At 67.6% G+C, this 19,739-nt stretch carries 23 protein-coding genes and 1 pseudogene; 10 read left to right on the forward strand and 14 right to left on the reverse strand.

The window, feature by feature from the left end:
* Positions 1–260 precede the first annotated feature (260 nt).
* From ACFYZJ_RS17660 to ACFYZJ_RS17670, 3 genes are all read right to left on the reverse strand, one after another.
* Entirely contained in the window at positions 261–1,436 is a 1,176-nt protein-coding gene (locus ACFYZJ_RS17660) for a PP2C family protein-serine/threonine phosphatase (protein WP_388568710.1), read from the reverse strand.
* A gap of 259 nt (positions 1,437–1,695) precedes the next feature.
* The gene (locus ACFYZJ_RS17665) at positions 1,696–2,832 is read right to left on the reverse strand and encodes an ABC transporter substrate-binding protein (protein ID WP_388568713.1); all 1,137 of its coding nucleotides are present in this window, start codon (positions 2,830–2,832) and stop codon (positions 1,696–1,698) included.
* A gap of 136 nt (positions 2,833–2,968) precedes the next feature.
* Positions 2,969–3,559, reverse strand: a complete 591-nt coding sequence (locus ACFYZJ_RS17670) for an IS5 family transposase (RefSeq protein ID WP_388568716.1) — start codon at positions 3,557–3,559, stop codon at positions 2,969–2,971.
* A gap of 412 nt (positions 3,560–3,971) precedes the next feature.
* On the opposite strand from ACFYZJ_RS17670, the gene ACFYZJ_RS17675 reads away from it, so the two are divergent.
* Entirely contained in the window at positions 3,972–4,541 is a 570-nt protein-coding gene (locus ACFYZJ_RS17675) for a peptide deformylase (protein WP_388568718.1), read from the forward strand.
* Positions 4,542–4,694: 153 nt separating this feature from the next.
* Here the strand turns inward: ACFYZJ_RS17675 and ACFYZJ_RS17680 are convergent, their stop codons facing one another.
* A complete protein-coding gene (locus ACFYZJ_RS17680; protein WP_388568720.1) occupies positions 4,695–5,798 on the reverse strand; it encodes an ArsR/SmtB family transcription factor in 1,104 nt (367 codons plus the stop codon).
* A 191-nt stretch (positions 5,799–5,989) separates the two neighbouring features.
* Here ACFYZJ_RS17680 and ACFYZJ_RS17685 point away from each other — a divergent pair, with 191 nt between their 5' ends.
* Together ACFYZJ_RS17685 and ACFYZJ_RS17690 are read left to right on the forward strand one after the other, a co-directional pair.
* The gene (locus ACFYZJ_RS17685; RefSeq protein WP_388568723.1) at positions 5,990–6,394 is read left to right on the forward strand and encodes a hypothetical protein; all 405 of its coding nucleotides are present in this window, start codon (positions 5,990–5,992) and stop codon (positions 6,392–6,394) included.
* A gap of 168 nt (positions 6,395–6,562) precedes the next feature.
* The gene (locus tag ACFYZJ_RS17690) at positions 6,563–6,922 is read left to right on the forward strand and encodes a hypothetical protein (RefSeq protein ID WP_388568725.1); all 360 of its coding nucleotides are present in this window, start codon (positions 6,563–6,565) and stop codon (positions 6,920–6,922) included.
* A 260-nt stretch (positions 6,923–7,182) separates the two neighbouring features.
* Here the strand turns inward: ACFYZJ_RS17690 and ACFYZJ_RS17695 are convergent, their stop codons facing one another.
* Entirely contained in the window at positions 7,183–7,737 is a 555-nt protein-coding gene (locus ACFYZJ_RS17695; protein WP_388568727.1) for a hypothetical protein, read from the reverse strand.
* Between ACFYZJ_RS17695 and ACFYZJ_RS17700 the strand changes: the two genes are divergently transcribed.
* The 3 genes and pseudogenes from ACFYZJ_RS17700 to ACFYZJ_RS17710 all read left to right on the forward strand — a co-directional run bounded on the left by ACFYZJ_RS17700 (position 7,736) and on the right by ACFYZJ_RS17710 (position 9,474).
* Positions 7,736–8,092: a hypothetical protein gene (locus ACFYZJ_RS17700; protein ID WP_388568729.1), complete on the forward strand. Its 357-nt coding sequence runs from the start codon at positions 7,736–7,738 to the stop codon at positions 8,090–8,092. The genes ACFYZJ_RS17695 and ACFYZJ_RS17700 overlap by 2 nt on opposite strands.
* A 141-nt stretch (positions 8,093–8,233) precedes the next feature.
* Positions 8,234–8,581, forward strand: a complete 348-nt coding sequence (locus tag ACFYZJ_RS17705; RefSeq protein ID WP_388568732.1) for a hypothetical protein — start codon at positions 8,234–8,236, stop codon at positions 8,579–8,581.
* A gap of 32 nt (positions 8,582–8,613) precedes the next feature.
* Positions 8,614–9,474, forward strand: a pseudogene (locus tag ACFYZJ_RS17710) (IS5 family transposase).
* Between the two features lie 9 nt (positions 9,475–9,483).
* Here ACFYZJ_RS17710 and ACFYZJ_RS17715 read toward each other — a convergent pair.
* Positions 9,484–9,867: a hypothetical protein gene (locus ACFYZJ_RS17715; RefSeq protein ID WP_388568734.1), complete on the reverse strand. Its 384-nt coding sequence runs from the start codon at positions 9,865–9,867 to the stop codon at positions 9,484–9,486.
* A 122-nt stretch (positions 9,868–9,989) separates the two neighbouring features.
* A complete protein-coding gene (locus ACFYZJ_RS17720) occupies positions 9,990–11,468 on the reverse strand; it encodes a dihydrolipoyl dehydrogenase family protein (RefSeq protein WP_388568737.1) in 1,479 nt (492 codons plus the stop codon).
* Between ACFYZJ_RS17720 and ACFYZJ_RS17725 the strand changes: the two genes are divergently transcribed.
* Entirely contained in the window at positions 11,467–11,934 is a 468-nt protein-coding gene (locus tag ACFYZJ_RS17725) for a hypothetical protein (protein WP_388568740.1), read from the forward strand. The genes ACFYZJ_RS17720 and ACFYZJ_RS17725 overlap by 2 nt on opposite strands.
* A gap of 145 nt (positions 11,935–12,079) precedes the next feature.
* Here the strand turns inward: ACFYZJ_RS17725 and ACFYZJ_RS17730 are convergent, their stop codons facing one another.
* The 5 genes from ACFYZJ_RS17730 to ACFYZJ_RS17750 all read right to left on the reverse strand — a co-directional run bounded on the left by ACFYZJ_RS17730 (position 12,080) and on the right by ACFYZJ_RS17750 (position 16,270).
* A complete protein-coding gene (locus ACFYZJ_RS17730) occupies positions 12,080–12,994 on the reverse strand; it encodes an NADP-dependent oxidoreductase (RefSeq protein ID WP_388568742.1) in 915 nt (304 codons plus the stop codon).
* 240 nt (positions 12,995–13,234) lie between these two features.
* Positions 13,235–13,588: a hypothetical protein gene (locus tag ACFYZJ_RS17735; protein ID WP_388568744.1), complete on the reverse strand. Its 354-nt coding sequence runs from the start codon at positions 13,586–13,588 to the stop codon at positions 13,235–13,237.
* Positions 13,589–13,651: 63 nt separating this feature from the next.
* Positions 13,652–14,299, reverse strand: a complete 648-nt coding sequence (locus ACFYZJ_RS17740) for a nitroreductase family protein (protein ID WP_388568746.1) — start codon at positions 14,297–14,299, stop codon at positions 13,652–13,654.
* A gap of 60 nt (positions 14,300–14,359) precedes the next feature.
* Positions 14,360–15,184, reverse strand: a complete 825-nt coding sequence (locus ACFYZJ_RS17745) for an isocitrate lyase/phosphoenolpyruvate mutase family protein (protein WP_388568748.1) — start codon at positions 15,182–15,184, stop codon at positions 14,360–14,362.
* Between the two features lie 531 nt (positions 15,185–15,715).
* The gene (locus ACFYZJ_RS17750; protein ID WP_388568750.1) at positions 15,716–16,270 is read right to left on the reverse strand and encodes a carboxymuconolactone decarboxylase family protein; all 555 of its coding nucleotides are present in this window, start codon (positions 16,268–16,270) and stop codon (positions 15,716–15,718) included.
* 569 nt (positions 16,271–16,839) lie between these two features.
* Here ACFYZJ_RS17750 and ACFYZJ_RS17755 point away from each other — a divergent pair.
* From ACFYZJ_RS17755 to ACFYZJ_RS17765, 3 genes are read left to right on the forward strand one after another with little or no spacing between them, the layout of a single operon-like run.
* Entirely contained in the window at positions 16,840–17,220 is a 381-nt protein-coding gene (locus ACFYZJ_RS17755) for a RidA family protein (protein WP_388568752.1), read from the forward strand.
* Between the two features lie 23 nt (positions 17,221–17,243).
* Complete coding sequence (locus ACFYZJ_RS17760; protein ID WP_388568754.1) at positions 17,244–17,861, forward strand: TetR/AcrR family transcriptional regulator; 618 nt, start codon at positions 17,244–17,246, stop codon at positions 17,859–17,861.
* The gene (locus ACFYZJ_RS17765; protein WP_388568756.1) at positions 17,764–18,120 is read left to right on the forward strand and encodes an Ada metal-binding domain-containing protein; all 357 of its coding nucleotides are present in this window, start codon (positions 17,764–17,766) and stop codon (positions 18,118–18,120) included. Before ACFYZJ_RS17760 ends, ACFYZJ_RS17765 begins: the two co-directional genes overlap by 98 nt.
* Positions 18,121–18,155: 35 nt before the next feature.
* Here ACFYZJ_RS17765 and ACFYZJ_RS17770 read toward each other — a convergent pair whose 3' ends face one another.
* The gene (locus ACFYZJ_RS17770; RefSeq protein ID WP_388568759.1) at positions 18,156–18,539 is read right to left on the reverse strand and encodes an MmcQ/YjbR family DNA-binding protein; all 384 of its coding nucleotides are present in this window, start codon (positions 18,537–18,539) and stop codon (positions 18,156–18,158) included.
* Positions 18,540–19,154: 615 nt separating this feature from the next.
* Positions 19,155–19,739 carry a sigma-70 family RNA polymerase sigma factor gene (locus tag ACFYZJ_RS17775; RefSeq protein ID WP_388568760.1) on the reverse strand — a complete coding sequence of 195 codons (585 nt, stop codon included), beginning with the start codon at positions 19,737–19,739 and terminating at the stop codon, positions 19,155–19,157.

A 19,739-nucleotide genomic window follows, 5' to 3' on the forward strand; every position in this document is an offset into this window, starting at 1 on the left:
ATGGACGCATCAGGAACACCCTGGGCTTGTGCCCGAGGCCGCCGATCTGGTGATCGACGCGCCTTTGTGGGCGGTGAGTCAGTCCGGGGCCGTCTGTGCTCCACTGGATCTATTCGGCTGCTGTTGCCGGAGACGGCGGTGCTGGTCGACATCCGGCCCGGTCACAGAAATGCCCGAACCAGGGTCAGGGGCGGACAGTCTGGGAGAACTGACGCCACCCGGTGCAGGATGCCGTCGGGACGCGGGTCCCCGGGCGCTTGTCACGCCCCGGCGCGGTGGTCGTGAAAGTCGCCATGTACCAGATCGCTGACGTGGGGGCCCGTGTGTGGCGCGGGTGCGCGGTGGATGGCAAGGATGGCGGCGTCATCGGCGAGAGCCCCGTCGGCGTGGGCAAGAAGGTCTTTTTCGATGTGCTGCACAAGTGTCTTGGGGCTGCTCTTGGCCCATAGGGGGAGCCGCTCCTCCAGCGGGTAGAACGCTCGGCTCCTGTCGCGGGCCTCCACGACGCCGTCGGTGTAAAGGAGGAGCGTGTCGCCGGCCTGGAACGAGAAGGTGTGCACGGCATGGGTCTTCGGGCCCAGCCTCCACATGCCCAGCGGAGGCGCCGGGTAGAGACTTGTCACGGAGGTCACGTGTCCGTGCCGGAGTAGCAGGGGTGGCGGGTGTCCGCAGTGGACGACCTGTGATATCGGGCTGTGGTCGGGGATCTCGACCAGCAGCGCGGTGATGAAGTGCTCCTGGGCTTCTCCGTTCGCCTCTGGGAATCCGGTGAGGTAGCGGCAGACGCTGCGGTCCAGCGCCTCCGCCAGGCCCGGCAGACTGACGTGGTGGTGGGCGGCCTCCTGGAATGCGCCGAGCAGCGTGGCCGCCTCCCCGATCGCGGCCAGTCCCTTTCCTCTGACATCTCCGATGATCACGCGAGTGTGGTCACCGGTGTGCGCCACCGCGTACAGGTCGCCGCCGATGCAGGCCTCCTTCTCGGCGGCCAGGTAGGAGGATGCGACGTGCAGGGAGCCGATCCGGTCGGGCAGCGGGCGCAGCAGGGCCCGCTGGGCGGCCTCGGAGACGGACCTCACTTGGGCCAGTTCCGCCGTGCGCCGGTCACGGACGAAGCAGACGATCACGGCGAAGACCGAGAGAATCGCAAGCCCGATGATCTGCGAGATGTGGTTGGTGGTGGCCAGTCCGCCGTGGAGCACAGCGATGATGACCTGGGCTCCCACCGCCAGTGCCCCGATCAGTCCGGTCAGCCAGTAGCCGGCGAAGGCGGTGGTAATGGCCGGGGCGACGACGAGCAGCGGGCCGAGGTGGACGGATTCCGGGGAGTGTATGTCCACCAGAGTGATCACCATGATCAGCACAAGGGGGATCGCCACCAGCGCATGTCTCGACTGCCACAGCTGACGTAGAAGGGCGACGCGCTGCCCCACGTGCATCTTTCCAATGTGCACCATCGGCGTGGAAAACCAGTCTCTGCACGAATGCAGGAGTCACAGTGAATACTCATGGTCACCGCTGCACGACGAGAGCCCTTCGCCATGGCCAAACGCCCGGGAGGATCTTTTGCGGTGCCCTCCGCAAGGACCGAGCTCGGATTCAAGCCGAGGTGGAGGCTTGGAGCCGGCGTCCGTGTGGCCGGCCCTGCCAGGGCACCAAACCCCGGCTGATCGCCTGGCAGCCTCGGCCGATCGCCGGTCAGCCGGAGATGGCCGTCGTCCAGCCCCGGACGACGGCCTGCCTCGCCTTCTCCAGTTGTGCGTCGGTCGGGAACTGCGGCGTTCCCTCCACCGTCGGCAGCCGGGCGGCGGCGGCCTTGTCCAGGGTGCCGTCCTTCTGCATGACGTCCATGAGGGCCGGGCGGGCATAGCCGTGAAGCCCGAGGTTCTGGCCCTCCGTACTGAAGAGGTACTCCTGCCACAGGCGGGCGGCCGCCGGGTGCGGGGCGTTTTTGTTGATCGCCTGTGCGTAGTACTGGGCGAAGCTGCCATCGAAGGGGATCGCGACCTGCCAGTTCACGCCCTTGCCGCGGAGTTGGTCGGCGTAGCCGAGATTGAGGTAGTCCCAGTTGATGCTGATGGGCGTCCGGCCGGCCTCGATCGTGGCTGAGGTGGACTGGAGGGCATTGAAGTTGCCGGTCTTCTTCAGCTTGGCGAAGAAGTCGAGGCCGGGCCGGATGTCGTCGAACGACCCATTGTTCGCCAGCGCGGCCGCATAGACGCTGGCGAAGGCGGATTCAGCCCGGGTCGGGTTCCCCTCGAGCGCCACCATGCCGCGGTAGGCGGGCTTGAGCAGATCGGCGAAGGTCTGGGGGCAGGGCTTCACGCGCCGGGTGTCGCAGCCGATCGAGATGTAGCCGCCATAGTTGTTGGACCAGCGGGCCCCGGAGTCCTTCTGGTTGCCGGGGATCGCGTCCCACGACGCGACCTTGTACGGCGCGAGCAGACCCTGCCGTGCCGCCGCTCGGGCGAACGTGTCGCCGACGTCGATCACATCGGGGGCGGTCGGCCGGTTTCCGCTGCTCCTGAGGACGTTGATCTCGTCCTCGCTGTGCGCGTACGGATCTTCCACGGTGACCTTGATGCCGTACTTCTTCTCGAAGCCGTCGATCAGGCCGCCGTAGTCGGCCCAGTCACGCGGAAGCGCGATCGCCGTGACCCTGCCCTCCTTCTCCGCCGCGGCGACCAGGGCGCGCATCCCGCCCACGTTCTGCGCCGAGGTCGCCGACGACGGCTTCTCGATCCGGGCGGTCGGCGTGCCGCAGGCGTTCAGGCACAGTGCCGCGAGGGTGAGGCAGCCGAGTGCGGCCACGGCTCGGGCACGCGGTGCGGTCACGACGGCTCCAGGGGGTGCGGCGGCGCGGTCGTGGAGTTGCGGAACTCTTGAGGGCCCCGGCGGTATGGCCGCCGCGTCGGCCCTGAGGTCCCCCGGGCCAGCGTACCCACGCCAGGCGATCGCTTTAGACCTCGTTTCAGTTGGTGAGTCGGCGGTGGCTGATGAGGGCTGCGGCGATGCCGACGAAGGCGAGGAAGTGTTCGGCCGTGCGCTCGTAGCGGCGGTGCAGGCGTCGGCAGCCGGCGAGCCAGGACACGGTCCTCTCGACGACCCGGCGGTGACGGCCCAGCCGCTTGGAGGACTCGATGCCTTTGCGGGCGATGCAGTGGAGGATGCCGCGCTTGCGGAGCCATCGGCGCAGGTGGTCGTAGTCGTAGCCCTTGTCGGCGTGGAGCTTGGCCGGTCGCCGGCGGCGTGGGCCACGCCGGGAGCGGATCGGTGGGACCCCACGGACCAGCGGCTTCAGGCCGAGGCTGTCATGCATGCTGACGCCGGAGATGCCCAGCGACAGCGGTAGACCGTTCCGGTCCGTGATCAGGTGGATCTTCGATCCGTTCTTGCCGCGGTCGGATTCGGTCCGGCCAGTGGCCCCATTACCGTTTTCGTGGCCCCGCAATGGGGTTCCCGGCCTCCGGGCCCGGTATGACTTGGGCCCCCTGTCGATCATGGTCGAAAAGGTGGTGTCACCGGGACTCGGAGGCATTGGCAGACCGCTGATCAGGGGCATGACCGCTCGCGCCCGAGTCCGGGTGGGGCCAGGCCTTCGTAACGTGGATGCCGGCACGCTGATGCCGCAGAGGTCGGGAGAGGGGACGGATGGGGAGGGGCTGAATGAGTACGGACGAGGTCGACGTCTATCTCGGTCTGGATGTCGGTAAGGGTGAGCATCACGGCACCGCGCTCACTCCGGCGGGCAAGAAGGTCGCCGCGGCGCCCCGGGTCGGCACCTGACCTTCTGGTACCGAGACCTCGATGACCGCCGAGGCCTCTCCCCTGCCCAGCGCTCCCGGCCGACGCGAGGAGGACGGCATGCGCGTCTTCACCTGGTCGACCGGCCGCCCGGCTCTGCACGCTCGCTATCGTCTGGAATGGAGGTTCCGGGCCCGTCCCGAACAGAACGTGAATCAAGGGGAGTTCAGGTGAGCCAGGTCCGGCCCAGCGAGCAGATGCGCAACCTCGGCATCGTCCGGCGCGGCGCCCCGGTGCTGACCGAGGCAGCCCGACCGTTCGACCTGCCCGCCGAACGGGAGGCCGCCGAGCAGGCCGTGGAAGCGCTGTTCGCCTCCATGGAACGCATCGGCCGGGTCCACCTTTTCGCCAAGGGCATGGGACTCGCGGCCCCGCAGATCGGCATCGGCCGCGCGGCCGCCGCCGTCCAGCCACCCGACCAGGGCGCCGGCGCCATCGTGCTGCTCAACCCCCGCGTCACCGAGGACTCCGACGACACCGACGAGCAGTACGAAGGATGCCTGTCGTTCTTCGACGTCCGCGGGATGGTCCCCCGCCCGCTGCGCATCACCGTCGAGACCACGACGCTGGACGGCACCACGGTCACCACGGTGTACGAGCGGGGGCTTGCCCGGCTCATCGCCCACGAGATCGACCACCTCAACGGGATGCTGTACCTGAACCGGATGCGGCCCGGCGTCGAGCCCATCCCCATCGAGCAGTACCGGCAGACCGGCCGGTCCTGGGCATACGACTCGTGACCAGGTAGCAGGTCGTCCGGTGTTCCCACCCCGAACCGCGAAGTCCGGGGCCTTCCTCACGAGCCAACTCACCTCAGAAACTCACCGAGGTGAGTCATGGGTACGGGAACCCCCGGGCGTCGCACAAACCGGCTCGGGCAGAGCGGCACGCCGCTACGCTGGTCGCAGGGTGCGGCGCTCCCCCCGTGGCGCCGCACCCTCGCCTCCGGCCGGTCGCGCATGTGCCGACGCCGATTCCCGCGGCTCTGGCCCCACTGTCGGCCCCAGGGCATGCCCTTGGCAAAGGGAGGTGCCAAGGGGGGTGACGACATGCAGCACGGTGTTGCGGTCCCGATGGCTGGTGATGAGCCCGGCGTCGCGCAGGATGGAGGCGTGTCGGCTCACCGTCGACAGCGGTGCTGCGGCCCGCGTGGCGAGTTCGCTCGTGGTGCACGGGCCGTCGGCTATGGCTCGCAAGACGCGTGCCCGGGTGCGGCCGAGCAAGGCATCCAGCGGATCCACGGAAAGGGAGCTGAGTGTCTCAGCTGTGGACATCCAACCATATGGGTGATCTACAGGGTAAACCAGCACAGGGGGCAGGCTGGGGTCGACCAGCGTGGTGGCGCACTGACCGGACGGAGAGGGGTGGTCGAAGAAGGCGGGCTGAAGGAGAAGTCCTCTGCCGTCGAGCTGGATGCACCGGTCGACCGGGTACTGCAGTTCCAACACCGGCGGCACCCAGCGGCCACCGGGCACAAGCGTGGCCAGGAGCGCCTCGATACCGCCCTCTGCCACAGTGCGCACCCGGCTCGCTGCGTCCCGCTCGACGTGCTGCCGCGCCTGGTCCCAGTGAGGGGCGAGGCACCGGTGAAAGTAGTGGTGTATCTCGCCGCCGAGGGCCCGCAAGACGTCAGGCCGGCCACGGGCGAGATCGGCGGACCAGACCGGCAAGGTCCGTTCCCGTGCGATCAGAGCCATATCGGTCCGTAATCGATCACCTGGGGTACTCAGCATCGTTTCAATCCCGCATTCGAGTGTGCCGTCACCCGCCGGTGTCAAAAAGTCGGGGGAAGAGCCGAATACAGGCACGAGAACTTGCAGGAACTGCATGGCCCCGCGCAGCCGCCGCCGAGCCTCCAGCCGCCAGCGGTCGAACACGACCGCACCGTGCGATGCTCGCAGCAGGTACAGGCTCAGGAGCACCTCCCACATCGGGCTCGGCCGGCAGGCGATCTTGGTACGCGCGAGGTCTTGCGCAGTGAAGTGAATACGCAGCATGCCCACCTGCGTCAGCACACTCCACAAGGCGCATCGAGAGTAAGACGCCTTCCAGGCAATTTAGGTGATCTCCGGGTAGACCGTCGGGCCTTTCCACCGTGGTGGAAAGACGTTGCTAGGCGACCCAGAACGACACGAACATCGCCGTGGAACCGCAACCTGCTCTTCTCCGCAGCAGGCGGCGGAGTCGCATGACCCACCAGCCGATGCCGAGGGGATCAATAGTGCGCAAGTGCCTAGCTTCGTGGGGAGTGGCCACGGCAGTGATCACCAGTGCCATGGTCTTCAGCCCTGCCGCGAACGCCGCGGAACGGAACTACGAGGTTGTCATCTGCAGTGAGGATGGCGGCCTTGAAGGACCCGTCAACGTCGGCGGGTGGAACCAGAACAACCAGTACGTGCACACGCCGAACTTCATGCTCTACGACACAGGAACATGTGGACACCAGCCTCACTGGTGGTTCAAGCCCAACCAGACCGTGGAGATCAACGTCAAGATCAACAGGGATTGGACGCGGTACTTCAGGAACCTCAAGACCGACTGCTCGACCGGTGCCGTGTCCCACCCGACTCAGATCGTGTGCGCCATTCCGTGACACCGCGCACAGTAAACGGCACACCTCCACCCCGCGAGCTCACGAAAACTGAAGGAGCTTCGGCGGGAACCCGAGGGCGCCATGTCCTGACGTCGGTGAACAGGCCCAGTGGCACAGCACCTGAGCGCCCCGTATCACTTGAACCGGAACGGAGACATCCATATGCGCATGCGACAGATCGCAACCATCGTAGCGGCGACCGCCCTGGCAGTAGGCGGGGTGGTCGCCAGCACGGGAACAGCCGAAGCGGCAGGCGCTTGGTATGCGGTACCGCGGACCGGCGGCGGCAACCCCGGCTACATCAACGTCCACTTGCAGCCCGGTGACAACTGGATCCAGGAGACGATCGAAGCCCCAGACGGGCCCTGGTGCTGGCACCAGACCACAAACTGTGGTTCGTACGTCACCGGCCCGGCCTACCAATGCTACAGCGGTGCTCCCGTGTACAAGGACTGGCTGCCGGTCGCTCTGTCGACAGGAAAGAAAGGATATGTGGCACGCCATTGCGTGATCGCAACCTATGAGTAGGCCTCGGGGCCTCTCCTCATCTTCACCGAGGGCGCGTTCAGCTTCTGACACTGCCGAGCTCGCACGGGAGCGCAAGGTGCGCTGCGGCCGGGGCAAGCCCGGGGTCGGGTAGGGGCAGAGCAGCAACCGGGTGGATCACGTAGGTGGCCCGGTGCTCCCGACCAAGTTGGGGTGTTGGCTCCCAACGGGTCCGGGCACTGGAGCGGGGCCCGACGCCGTGGGGACGTCGAGCGCCTGGAGCTCGGCGTCGGGCCGCCACGTCACGCGTTGGTGCCGGGCGCGTTCCGCAGCAGTGCGGCAGTCATCGCCAGGAGTGTCTCCGCCTCAGCCCGGTCGTAGACAAAGTCCTTGGTGACCGCGTCGTTGTGCAGAGCGCCGCACGTCTGGCCGTGGAGGGCGTCCTGGATCCGCCACCACCGCTCGGTCTGGTTGCACTGGCTGGCGAGCTTCTTCGACCCGGGCCCATCCCAGGCGACGTTCTGCTGGATCCACTCCAGCGCACGCCTGACCTCCAGGATTGACGCCCTGATCTCCCCCACGGTCAGCAGCCGCTGCGCCTCCCTCAGCGTCTGGCCCACCTCGGCACGCTGCGGGTCGCCGACCGGGTACGGCACGGCCATCTCGAACGCCGCGGACGGCCCCAGCTGTGTGATCTGCTCTTCCCACCGGCTCTTGGCAATGGTGATGTCCTCCGTCTCCTGGGCACACGCCGGGTACCCGGCGGCCTGCGGCAGGGTCGCATTGAAGTCGATCTCGAAGCGGACGTCTCCGGTGCGGCCCTCCTCGATCGCGTGGATCTGCAGCGTCGTCAGCATGAAGGACTGGTTCGCCCGGTGGACGGTCGCATTCGGGGTGTACGCCAGGTTCACCGAAACTGCGGCGCAAGCTCGTCGAGGCCGCCCGGTGACCCACGCCTTCTTCAGCGACCCCGCCGAGAAGATCCTCACCGAACTCAGCCCGACCGAGCGGGCCGCCGTCAAGAGCGTCCGCCGCTCGCTCGAAGACGGCCCGGCACAAGGCCGCGGCCTGCCGGACGCCGACCCGCGCAGCGAGTCCCGCGTCGTCGTGCTGCTGCCCGAGCAGACCGGCGGCCGCGGGATCTCCGTCGTCTACCGCTACTGCCAGGGCCTGAACGCCGTCCTCATCCTCTGGCTGATCGCCGGACCGTAGGCATATCCCCGCCGTCCACCTGACCCGTGGACGGCTCGTAGGCACTGCGGTGCGCTACCCGCAGGCCCTCATGAGGCCACCAGTACGTGCGGGCCGTCACCAACGTCGAGCCGTCGAGGCGACCTGGTCCGCGTCGCCCTGATGGAAGCACGCCCCGCCGGCCTGCACACCTACCAGCTCATGGCCGCCACCCGCCTGACCCGCTCACAGGTCGGCCGCGGCATCCGACACGTCCGCGATGTCGTTGCCGCGGAGAACCTGACGCCGATCACATGGACACGGCGGGAGGGGTTCATGTTCTCCGACGACCCCGCGGACTGGATCGAGTACGACAAGCGGCAGTTCCGGCAGATCCTCGGCCGCCTCACCCGGGTGATCACGGGCACGCTCGACCCGCACCTGGCCCGCTACCCCGACGACGAATGGGCCCAGCTCGCCACCGCACAGCTCACCGGTGTCCGCGCAACCCTCGCCCAGCTCTCCAAATAGCCCCCGCAGCCGATCACCCTGCCGAGCCCGCCATGCCCGCTGCCACCCGTCGCCGCCGCTACCCCTCCGACACCTCCGTCGCCGAATGGGCATTCCTGGAACCCCTGCTGCCCGTCCCGGCCTGCCAGACCAAGACTGGTGGACACCCGGAGAAATAGCCCTGGCGGGAGATCGTCGACGGCATCCGCCGCATCGTCGACAACGGCGCGAAGTGGCGGGCCCTGCCTGCGGATTTCCCGCCGTGGGAGACGGTTTACGGGTTCTTCTGGCGGTGGAACCGGGCCGGAGTCGTCACCTACATCCGTGACCAGCTCCGCCGCAGGATCCGTACCGGAAAGGGCCGCTGCTTCCATCCAGTGACACTGATCGTGGACTCCCAGTCGGTCAAGGGCGCTTCCACCGTCGGCCGCCACAGCCGCGGCTACGACGCCGCGAAGAGAATCAACGGACGCAAGCGACATATCACCGTCGACACGCTCGGCCTGCCCGTGATGATCACGGTGACGCCCGCCGACATCCAGGACCGCGACGCCGCCCGCGACGTCTTCTGGCGCCTGCGCCTCACCCAGCCGCAGATCACCCGGATCTGGGCCGGCCGCGGCTACGCCGGCGACCTCGTGGACTGGGCCCGCGACCGCCTCTGGCTCACCCTGCGCATCGTCTCCCGCCCCAAAGGGGTCAAGGGCTTCGTCGTCCTGCCCCGTCGCTGGAAAGTCGAGCGCGCGATCGGCTGGTGCATGAACGCCCGCCGCAACGCACGCGACTACGAACGCCTGCCCCAGCACTCCGAAGCCCACCTGAACTGGGCACTCATCACCACGATGACCCGGCGCCTCACCCGGAAAAGCCCCCGCACCAGTCAGTGGACAAAGAGGCCGCCAACCGGGCAGTGACGCCGGTTACTACGTGGTGGACTCCGGTCCAGGACGCTGCAGCCGCCCGCCGAGCAGCATCGCGCAGGCCCCGAGGGTCAGCAGCCCGCCGGCCAGGAAGGTGTCCCGCACGTCGGCCCACGGCAGAATCACTCCCCCGAGCGCGGCGCCCGCCGCGATTCTGGCATTGTATGAACCGGAGTTGGCTGCGAGTGCGATATCTGTGCGGCCCGGGGCACAGTGCAGCATCGCGTTCTGGGTCGTCATGAACACCGGCCCGAGCGCACCGCCCATCAGCGTCAGGAACACCACCGCCGCCACCGGATCGGTGCCGGCCGAGTACAGGCCGAGCATGGCCACCGTCTGCGTCGCCACGGCCGTGGTCAGCGCGGACTGCGGGAAGCGGTCGAGCACTGCCCCGGTGATGCTCGGGACCGGCTGACATTGCGGCCATCGCCGACAGGTCGGATCGCCGGGTGGCTGCCAGTGCTGTGTGTGCGGCGCTGTCGAGGGCCCGGTCGGGGGAGGCGAGGGCGTCAGGTAGCGGTGGTCCACGGCGTCTCCTGATCCCGCTTGTAGGCGGCGAGGAGGAAGAGCCAGATCTCGCTGACGGTGGGGAAGGGGGCGACCGCGTGCCTGAGCCGTTTGAGCGGGACCTCGCCGGCGACCGCGATGGTGGCCGAGTGCAGGAGTTCGCTGACGCCGGGGCCGACGAAGGTCACTCCGAGCAGGATTTCCCGGTTCAGGTCGACGACCAGCCGGGCGTGGCCCTGGTAGCCGTCGGCGTAGAGGTCGGCGCCTTGGGCGGCGTTGAAGTCGAGGTCGACGGTCTTGATGCGGTATCCGGCGCGCTCCGCCTGTTCGGCGCTCAGGCCCACCGAGGCCGCCTCTGGGTCGCTGAAGAAAACCTGGGGTACGGCGTGCTGGTCAGCGGTGGTGGCGTGGTCGCCCCAGGGCGTGTCGTCCAGCGGGCGGCCGGCGGCGCGGGCGCCGATGGCGTCGCCTGCGGTCCGGGCTTGGTATTTGCCCTGGTGGGTGAGCAGGGCGCGGTGGTTGACGTCGCCGAGGGCGTACAGCCAGTCGCCGTCGGCACCCTGGACCAGGCAGGTGGTGTCCACGTCCAACCAGGAGCCGGGGGTGAGGCCGACGGTGTCGAGTCCGATGTCGTCTGTGGCGGGGGTGCGACCGGTGGCGAACAGGACCTCGTCGGCCTCCAGCTCGCCGCCGTCGTCGAGGGCGAGGGTGACCGGCCCCTCCGGGTCCGGGCGTCGCAGGGCGGTCACCTGGACGCCTATCCGCACGTCCACGCCCGCCTCGCTCAATCCCTGGGCGACCAGTTCGCCGGCGAAGGGTTCCATGCGGGGGATCAATCGGCGCCGGGCGAGCAGGGTGACCTGGGAGCCGAGGCCCTGCCAGAGGGTGGCCATCTCTATACCGACTCCGCCGCCGCCGATGATGGCAAGGCGGGCGGGCACGGTGCTGGAGTCGGTGCCGCGTCGGTTCGTCCAGGGACGGGCCTCCTCGATGCCTGGGATGTCGGGCAACGCCGGCCGGCTGCCGGTGGCGATGGCCACCGCGTGCCGGGCCGTGAGGATCTGCCGGGCGCCGTCGTCACGGGTGACGCTGACGCGTCGGGGCCCGTCGAGACGGCCGTGGCCGCGGAAGAGGTCGGCTCCGATGGACTTGAGGAACAGAGCCTGTCTGGTGTCGTCCCAGTCGGAGACGTAGCGGTTGCGGCGGGCGAAGACGCAATCGGTGTCGAGCCGGCCGGTGACGGCCTGCCGGGCACCGTCCACGCGCTGGGCGTCGGCGACCGCGATGACCGGCCGCAACAACGCCTTACTGGGCACGCACGCCCAGTAGGAGCATTCGCCGCCGACCAGTTCCCGTTCCACGATCGCTACGGAGAGACCGGCGGCACGGGCGCGGTCGGCGACGTTCGCACCGACCGGGCCTGCACCCAGCACGACCACGTCGTAGGACACGCCTGCCTGGATTTCATGCGGTTCGCTCATGTTCTTCCTCGCAGACCTCGGCGATCTCGGCGTCGATGACGCCCACGGCCCGGGCAGTCTTGAGCTGCGTCTCGTCGATGTGGCCGCGCCCGCAGGACGCGTCGGACAGAGCCGGCAGTGCGGCGGCCTGCGGGTCGGCGGATTCCGCGTGGCAGGCAACGCACGCTCCGGTTCCCCAGCGTCGACCTTGGCGACGCGCGCCCCTATGCAGGTGTGGGCGGAGAGGCACCAGGTGCAATTGTTGTACTCCGCGGTGGCGATCGCCAGCCGTTCCCGGAGCTTCACAGTGTTCTTCGAGACCCAGCTGCCGGGCGAGCGCACTGATCGGCATCCGCTCGGCCCGGTGCAGCCTGCGGATCTCTGCCCGGTCTTCCACATGGATCACCTCATCCCTCCTGACCTTGATCACCAAGGCCAGGATCAGATGAAGATCACCAAGTGGGTCAGCTTGATACGCCGTCAGTGAGTCCGTTTCGGGTCGTCGCCGAGACCTGGCAACCGGCTCCATCGGCTGCGGCTTGGTGAACCTTCCTATCTCAGCCTGACGACTTCTCGATCGCGCCTGGCGGGATGCGTGGCCCGGCATCGGGATCGGGCGGTGCCCGGTCGGGTCATGCTGGGGTGAGCACGATCTTCCTACCACCGGCCCGTCCGGTAACCACCCGGGCGAACGCAGCCGGTCCCTCGCTCAGTGGCAGGGGTTCCGGTGCTAGTTTCAAGGTTCCTGCGACGGCCCGCTCCGCCAGCTGGACAAGCTGGGCGGCGTTGGGCTCGACGTAGAGGTCCCAACTCGTGATGCCTCGTTCCTCCGGAGGCGCGTCCGAGGTCAGGGAGCAGAGTCGGCCGCCGTCCCTCACCAAAGGCAGAGCGGTGTCCGCCGTGCCGGTGGCGATGATGAGGGCGGCGTCGAACCCGCCGCGTACCTTGGCCGACCAGTTCGGCTCGTGGTAGTCGACGACCTCCATCGCTCCCAGACCGAGCAGGCGCTCTGCGGCGGCAGCAGACGCGGTCGCGGTCACCTCGATGCCCTTGGCCGCGGCAAGCTGGATGGCCAGCACTCCGGTGGCCCCGCCTCCGTTGGTGATCAGGAGCCGCTGTCCTCGGCTGAGGTCCAGCTTCTCCAGGGCCTGCAACGCGGTGAGCCCGTTGACCGGCAGTGCCGCCCCGTGCACGGCGTCCAGGCCGGGTGGGCAGGCTGCCGCGTGATCCGCGTTGATCAGAACGCGTTCGGCCCAGAAGCCGCTTCCCCCGGGCAGCGGGGCCTCGTGCGCGAGCACCCGGTCGCCTACGGCAAACCCGGTGACACCCGCGCCGACGGCCAGCACCCTGCCAGCGCCCTCCACTCCCAGCGCCGCCGGGGGGCGCAGCCCCACGTCCCAGCCGGCGCCGTTCAGCAGTTGGTCCCACGGGCCGACCCCGGCCGCCTCAACCGCCACCAGGATCTGACCGGGCCCGGGAGATGACGGTTCGGGCAACTCCAGCAGGGCGACTTCCTTCTCGGCCCCGGATACTCCGCACGCCTTCACAGTAGATCTTTGTCCTCTCACTCAGTCCGACCGACCAGGAGGTACGGGCCGGAAACCCAAAGCAGGCAACGGTGTCGACCTGGACATTCCGCACGCCTTCACAGTAGATCTTTGTCCTCTCACTCAGTCCGACCGACCGGTTCCACATCCCCGGGGCGTCGGACAGCTGCGTGGCCGCCGACGGCAGGTCGCCGGTCCGCGCCGCCTTCGCTCACCGCCACCTGCTTGAACCTGTTGAGGTCATGGGCGTGCCGCAGATGCCGCGGCGCTCGATGTGCGGTACGCCGTGGACGTCGAGGCGCTGCGAGCGGTGCTGCCCGACTCGATCGACGTCGGCGAGATCGTGGCGCTCTGTGGCGCGGTCCGGATCTCGTCGACGCCACCCACCAGCAGTTCTTCGCCGAGCCGTTCGACGACCGCACGGTGCAGGTGGAGAACCCGATGCCGGGCGGGTTGGAGGTCCACCCACGCCGTTGGGTCATCCAGGCCACCAACGATTGCGGCGCTGCGGCCGGCGACCCACGACCGACATCGCGCGGGTCCGATGACGGGCGGCGCGATGTCGCCGATCTGGTTGTCCGGGTGGGCCGACATCGAGGACCGAGGTGGGAGCGGCCTGCGGACTTCGGCCGCAGTCGTTCCCGGTGCCGGGGATGTTCAGAGGAAGGTGAACAGCCGGTCGGGTTCGAAGCGCGAAATCGGGCTGTTGTACACCTTCTTGGGGTCGGGGTAGCCGAGGGCCAGCAGCACTGTCGTGGTGTGTCCGTTTTCGCGGATCTTGAATGCCTTGTCGACACTGGCCGGGTCGAACCCTTCGAGCGGCATGGCTTCGACGCCGAGCTCGGCAGCCGCCATCATGGTCAGGCCCATTGCCAGGTAGGTCTGCTTTTCCATCCAGTGGTTCAGGTCCTTGTAGCCGTAGTTGCGCAGATTGAGGAAGTCGCGGGTCATTGACTCCCACAGCGCCTGCTTTGCCGGGTCGGGGAACCGGCCGTCGACCCTCTCCTTGTCGAACACCGCCTCGAGGTGGCTGTCGGGAAGATCCGCCCTGGTGGTGAGGATGACGGTGTGTGAGGCGTTCAGGATCTTCTCGCTGTTGTCCTGGAATCGTTCGCCCAGGTTGGCCGCCAGCCGCTCCTTGCCTTCGGGCGTGGCGAGGACGTAGAAGTGGTTGGGCTGTACATTCGTCGACGACGGCGTCGAGCGCAGGAACCTCAGCAGTTGCTGAAGTGTCTCCTCCGGGATGGTCTTGCTGGGGTCGAAGTACCTGGTGAGGTGCTTGTTCATGAGCTTGTCGAGATTCATGTCAACATGCCTTCTTCTTGCAATCGCTAGGTGAAGAGTCAGCTATTCGTGGTGTTTGGGTCAGTTCTTGCCGCGGGCAAGCAGCTCGTTGACGCGCGCGAAGCTCATACCTGTCGTCGCCGAGGCGAGGTCGCCCGCGAGGAGCGCCTTCGCAGCCTGTTCGAGCGCCCCCATCGCGTTGGTGTAGAGCAACGGACCCAAGCTGATGCGCTTGACTCCGGCCTGCTGCAGTTCAGCGACGGTCAGCACCTTGTCCGACGGAGACACCAGCACGTTGACCGGTGTCGGAGCGACCGCGGTGACGATCGCGACGAGTGCGTCGAGGTCGGGTGGGAACGGCGCGTAGACCACATCCGCGCCGACCTCAGCGAAGGCCGTCAGACGCCGAAGGGTGTCGTCAAGATCGGGCCGTCCCTGGATGAAGTTGTCGGTGCGGCCGGTAACGACGATGCGCCCCTTGGAAGCGTCGACGGCGCTACGTACGCGATTGACTGCTTCGTCGAAGTCGCGGATCGGTTGATCGGGATCGCCCGAGGTGTCTTCCACTCCGATACCGGCCAGGCCGGACTCCACGGCGGCCTCAACGGTCGCGGCGACGTCTTCAGGCGTGTCGCCATAACCGTCCTCGAAGTCTCCGTTGACGGGCAGCCCGGTGAGGCGGCCGAGCAGCCGCGCATGCTCAAGGTGCTCTTCGCGGGTGACTTCGTGACGCCCGTCGAGTCGGCCGAGCGTGGCGGCGATCGCCGCAGACGATGTCGCGATCGCCTCGAAGCCGGCATCGGCCAGCATCAGCGCCGAGAGGCCGTCCCATGCGTTCGGCATGACGAGGCCACCGTCACGAGTGTGCAGCGCCATGAATTTCTCATAGAGTTCGGAGCCCGGCATGTCGGCCTTTCCTGAATGATCGTGAGTCGGTGAGAGGTTTGCCGGCTGGGTGCCTACGCCGCGTCGAGGGTTCCGGCGATCAACCGGCGGTGGGGTGTTGTGGGCGGCGGCGTGGAGCTTCTTGAAGCCGACCCAGCCCCCACACACGAGAGGACGCGCGATGAGTCCGTGGACGATGTCTGTGGACCCGACGAGGCGGGTCTGTTCGCCCGTCGGTGTCTGGCGCGGGTACTCGCAGGTCAACTGGCGCCCGTCGGTGAGGTAGGTCCCGGTACACCACCCAGTCCTCGAAGACTCCTGCGCGGCGACGGGCGGCGAAGAAGGTACGGACCGGCTCGCGGCCCTGGAACACGGCAGCGCCCCAGGTCTCCCGAAGCACGGCGGTGGGTGTTCCGCTGACGCCCTCTGCCGCATAGATGTCGGCGATCTTGTCCGCGTCCTGTGCCGGCACGACTTTGTGCCGGGAGCGGAACACATGCTCGGTCGCGCTTTCGTGCACCGCGCCGGGCGTAGTCGGCTCCGGGTGCTGGTTCACTGGGCCGCGGTCGTATCGACCGAGCCGACGGCGGGGATGTCGAGGTCGGTCTGGTTGACGTTGTTGATGAAGTTGGTGAGCAGGAATTGCACCGTCACCGCGACGATCGCCAGGATCTGCGGGTCGGTGTACCCGGCGCCTCGCACACCCGCGAGCTCGGCGTCGCTGACCCGCCCGCGGCTGTCGACCACCCGTTGGGCGAAGCGAGCGGCCGCGGCGCGTTTGGGATCGACCGAGCTCCCGACGCGGCCGAGTTCGATGTCGTCGCCTGACATGCCGCCGACTTCGGTCGCGACGTAGGTGTGCATCGCCAGGCAGTAACTGCAGCCGTTGGCTTGCGACACGGCCAGCGCGATGCTGTGCCGCGTCTTCGCATCGAGAACCCGACCCAAGGCGCCTTGCAGTGTCGTGACGGCCTCGAGAACGGTGGGGTTCGACGCGATGGTTTTGAACATGTTCGGGACGAAGCCGAGCTGCGCACCAACTTTGTCGAGTATCCGCTGCGCGCCGGCGGGCACATCCTCTAGAGGGGGAACGTTCAGTCGTGACACGGCGAATCGACCTCCGGTCGGGGTGTGAGTAGTCGTCGAGCCCAGGTCGGGCTCGTAGTGCTTTCAGAGCTCCCCGCAGGCCTTAGCTGCGCGGGCCGCAAACTGGCCGGTGGCGTCGGTTGCGCCGGGCACCTGGTGACTCGCCTTGCGAGTTGTGACTCCGTCGGCGCCGAGTTCCGGATCGCTTCGCCACCCCGGACACCCGCATAAGAAGGACTATACAGACCAGAAAATTCTACGCAACCCTCCCCCGGGCGGGCCGAGTCCGCCGCGCCGGCTGCGAGCGGGTCAATGTCGCATCGGATCAGTAAATTCGCAGCTCAACGCCTCATGGAGGCTACGCCGCGAGCCCTGCGGTCGGCCGGAAGGAGCGAGTTCAAGCCGCCACGAGCCCGTCCGGCTCAGGCCCGATCGATTGATACTGACGGACTTTTTGGTCCAATCGTTGACTGAGGCTCGACTGAAGCGAGCGCAAGATCTCTCGGACCTGCCTGCCGCCTCCCTGTCGCGTCTGTCCATGAGGGGGTTATCGCTGATATGACCGCTGTAACACAGTTCACCGACACCAGGTGTCGCGCCACATCGGCACCTACTCCGATGCGGTCGCCATCCCGGCCGGCGCCCTGCAGGTCGTCCTGTTCGGCACCCCGGGATTGCGGCCGGACGGAGCCCTGCCGAAGGATTTCGCCGAGGAGGCCGGGCAAGCCTCGGACAACGTGTGCGCGGCGCTGCGGTGCGCGGGCGCCGAACTGAGCGACATCGTCCAGGTCCGGTCCTGGCTCACAGACCGCGACGACATCGACGCCTGCGTGAAGGTTCGCAAGGACGTCATCTCTCACCGACCGGCCTATGTGCTCGCAGTGGTGCCACAACTGATCGGGCCCGGTCTCCGCCTGGAGATCGAGGGAACCGCGGTCGTGACGTACTCCGCGGCCGAGCAGCACGAGTGAGTAACATGCCCGAGGGGGGCACCGTGCCCGGAACCAGCGTTACTCGCCGCACGCCACGCGGCCTGGAGACCCGTTCACGGATCGTTGATTCGGTGGCCAAGCTGTTTTATGTCAAGGGCGTCAACGCCACTACGCTCGATGACATCCGGCTGGCGAGCGGCACGAGTAACTCGCAGTTGCACAACCACTTCGAGGACAAACTCGCGCTGATCCACGCCGTGGTCGACGTGCAGTCGAAGTTCGTCCTCGCCCGCGAGAAACAGCGCCTGCGCGGCGTGAAGACCCTCACCGGTCTGCGTCGCCGGCGTGACGCCCTGGTCCAGGCCGACTCACTGCAGGACGGCTCGTACGGGTGCGCGCTGGGCGCGATGTCGATTGAGCTGTCAGACAACGATGAGCAGTCCCGCCAAGCGCTCAACGCATCATTCGATGCCTGGCGGCGGCTGCTCGTCGAAACGCGGACCCGGTTCCGTGTCCTCGGCGTACTCGCCGAGGACACGGAACCACAACGCTTGGCTACTGGTCTGCTGGCTGCTCTGCAGGGTGGTTACGTGCTTGCACAGAGCGCTCACAGCTCCGAGCCGATGGCCGTCGCGCTGGACATGGCCCTGGACCACATCGAATCCTTCGCTCGCGACTGAGCCCACGTTCGCCGCCCCACAAGCGTGTTCGCTCACAACTCTCAGGCGGCCGCTGCCACTTGAGGTCAGTTCGGCACTCCTGTTCGACCCAGGAACAGGGCGGACCAGGCACACCGACTTCGGCAGCTGCTATCAGGCGGTCACAGACAAGGACCGACGTCACGACGGCCCGTTCGTCACCGCGGTCGTCACCACTGGCATCTGCTGCCGGCCTTCCTGCCGGGCCCGGCTGCCGCAGGCCGAGAACGTGTCCTTCTGAACCGCCCCGGACGCCGCTGATGGGCATGGCGAAGGTCAGGCGCGGGGGCCGTAGGTGTGCGGATCCACGGGCTGCTCGGACTTGGGAAGCCCGCCGACCACGAGACGGTAGGAGTCGATCACGAGCTCCTTCACCAGCTCCTCATCGATGGTGCCTCCACCTTCCACCGTGATCCAGTGCCTCTTGTTCATGTGATAGCCCTGGGTAATGTCTGCGTGCCGCTCACGCAGGGTTGCCGCGGCGTCCGGATCAGCCTTCAGGATCACGACGGGGTGCCCCGGCATGTCGGTCATGAGCATGAAGACCCTGCCGCGCACCTTGTAGACCTCCCAGTCGGGGCCGAAACGATGCTCCAGGTCGGCGCCGGGCAGTTCCACAGTGCAGTCGCCCGCGATCTTCTGCAGCTCCTGTCCGTCCAAGGTGATCAACTCCTCCATCGATCCGAGTGCCCTGACCGCCCGGCCAAGGTCCAAGGTGGCGTCTCCCGCACGGCCGCCACGAACGGCGGCGCCCGCACGCCGGCAACAGTGACGGAAGCCGACGGAGGTAAAGAGACAGTGACGCGGGCGGCGCGACGCAGGCGGCCAAATCCGCGCTGGTCATGGCCCGAGCGTATGCGCGCGTCCGCCCACACGGGTGGACCATTTTCTGAGCAAAAGATCGGACCATTTCGCCTCGAACGGCCAGGCGGACCCCTGGGCGCCGCCTGCCAGGCATGTTCGAGCCTTCCTGAAGGATCGTTGGGTCGCTGAGGGGTTAACCGGGCTGGGTGCGCGGACCCGTCTAGGGTTTCGGCGATCAAGCGATCGGCGGATCGCTGGGCCGCGGCCGTATCGACGGCGGGGATGTTGGCCTGGATGACGTTGTCGATGAAGTTGGTGAGCAGGAATTCCACCGCCACCGCGACGATCGCCAGGATCTGCGGGTCGGTGTACCCGGCGCCGCGCACACCCGCGACCTCGGGTCGCTGACCCGCCCGCGGCTGGTGAGAGCCCTTTCGTCAGCGCTGCCCGGCCGACGTCGCCGCCGCTGCATCAGCCCGCAGCGCAGAGATGTCCGCTGGCTGTCAGCTGAGCTCGCAGTTTCTTACGGGCGTCGAACATCGTCTTGTAGAGCGCGTTACAGTTCGTCTCCAGCTCACTGGCGAGCGTTTCCACGGGGACGCCGTTGAAGACGGCGGTGAAGACCTGCCGCTGGCGGGCGCTCAGTACTGTCTCGACTGCGTCGCGCGCCGCTTCGACCAGCTCTCGCGCCTGCCAGTGGCTGACGGGGTCGACACCGGAGCGGTCGGGAACTTGCGCCCATTCGTCCAAGTCGAACCGGGTGTTTGAAACACGCCAGAAATGGCGGCCCAGCTTGCTGGACACTTCAAGCACGACGAATCGGAACGCCCATGTGGTGAACCTGGCGTCGCCTCGAAATTCCTGGATTTTGTGCGTGATCCTCATCAGTGCGTCGGCGGCCGCCTGGTGCGCGAGATCGTTCAGCTCGGGCCCGGTGATGCGGTAACGAGGGCCCCGCCGGAACACTTCGTCCATGGCGATCCGCACCAGCAGTTCGTGCAGCTGCGTGCAGGCCTGCTCGTACTGCGGCCCACGACCGCCCTCGAGCGCGTGCAC

The organism is Streptomyces sp. NPDC001848 (genome assembly GCF_042891915.1).
Lineage (GTDB): Bacteria > Actinomycetota > Actinomycetes > Streptomycetales > Streptomycetaceae > Streptomyces.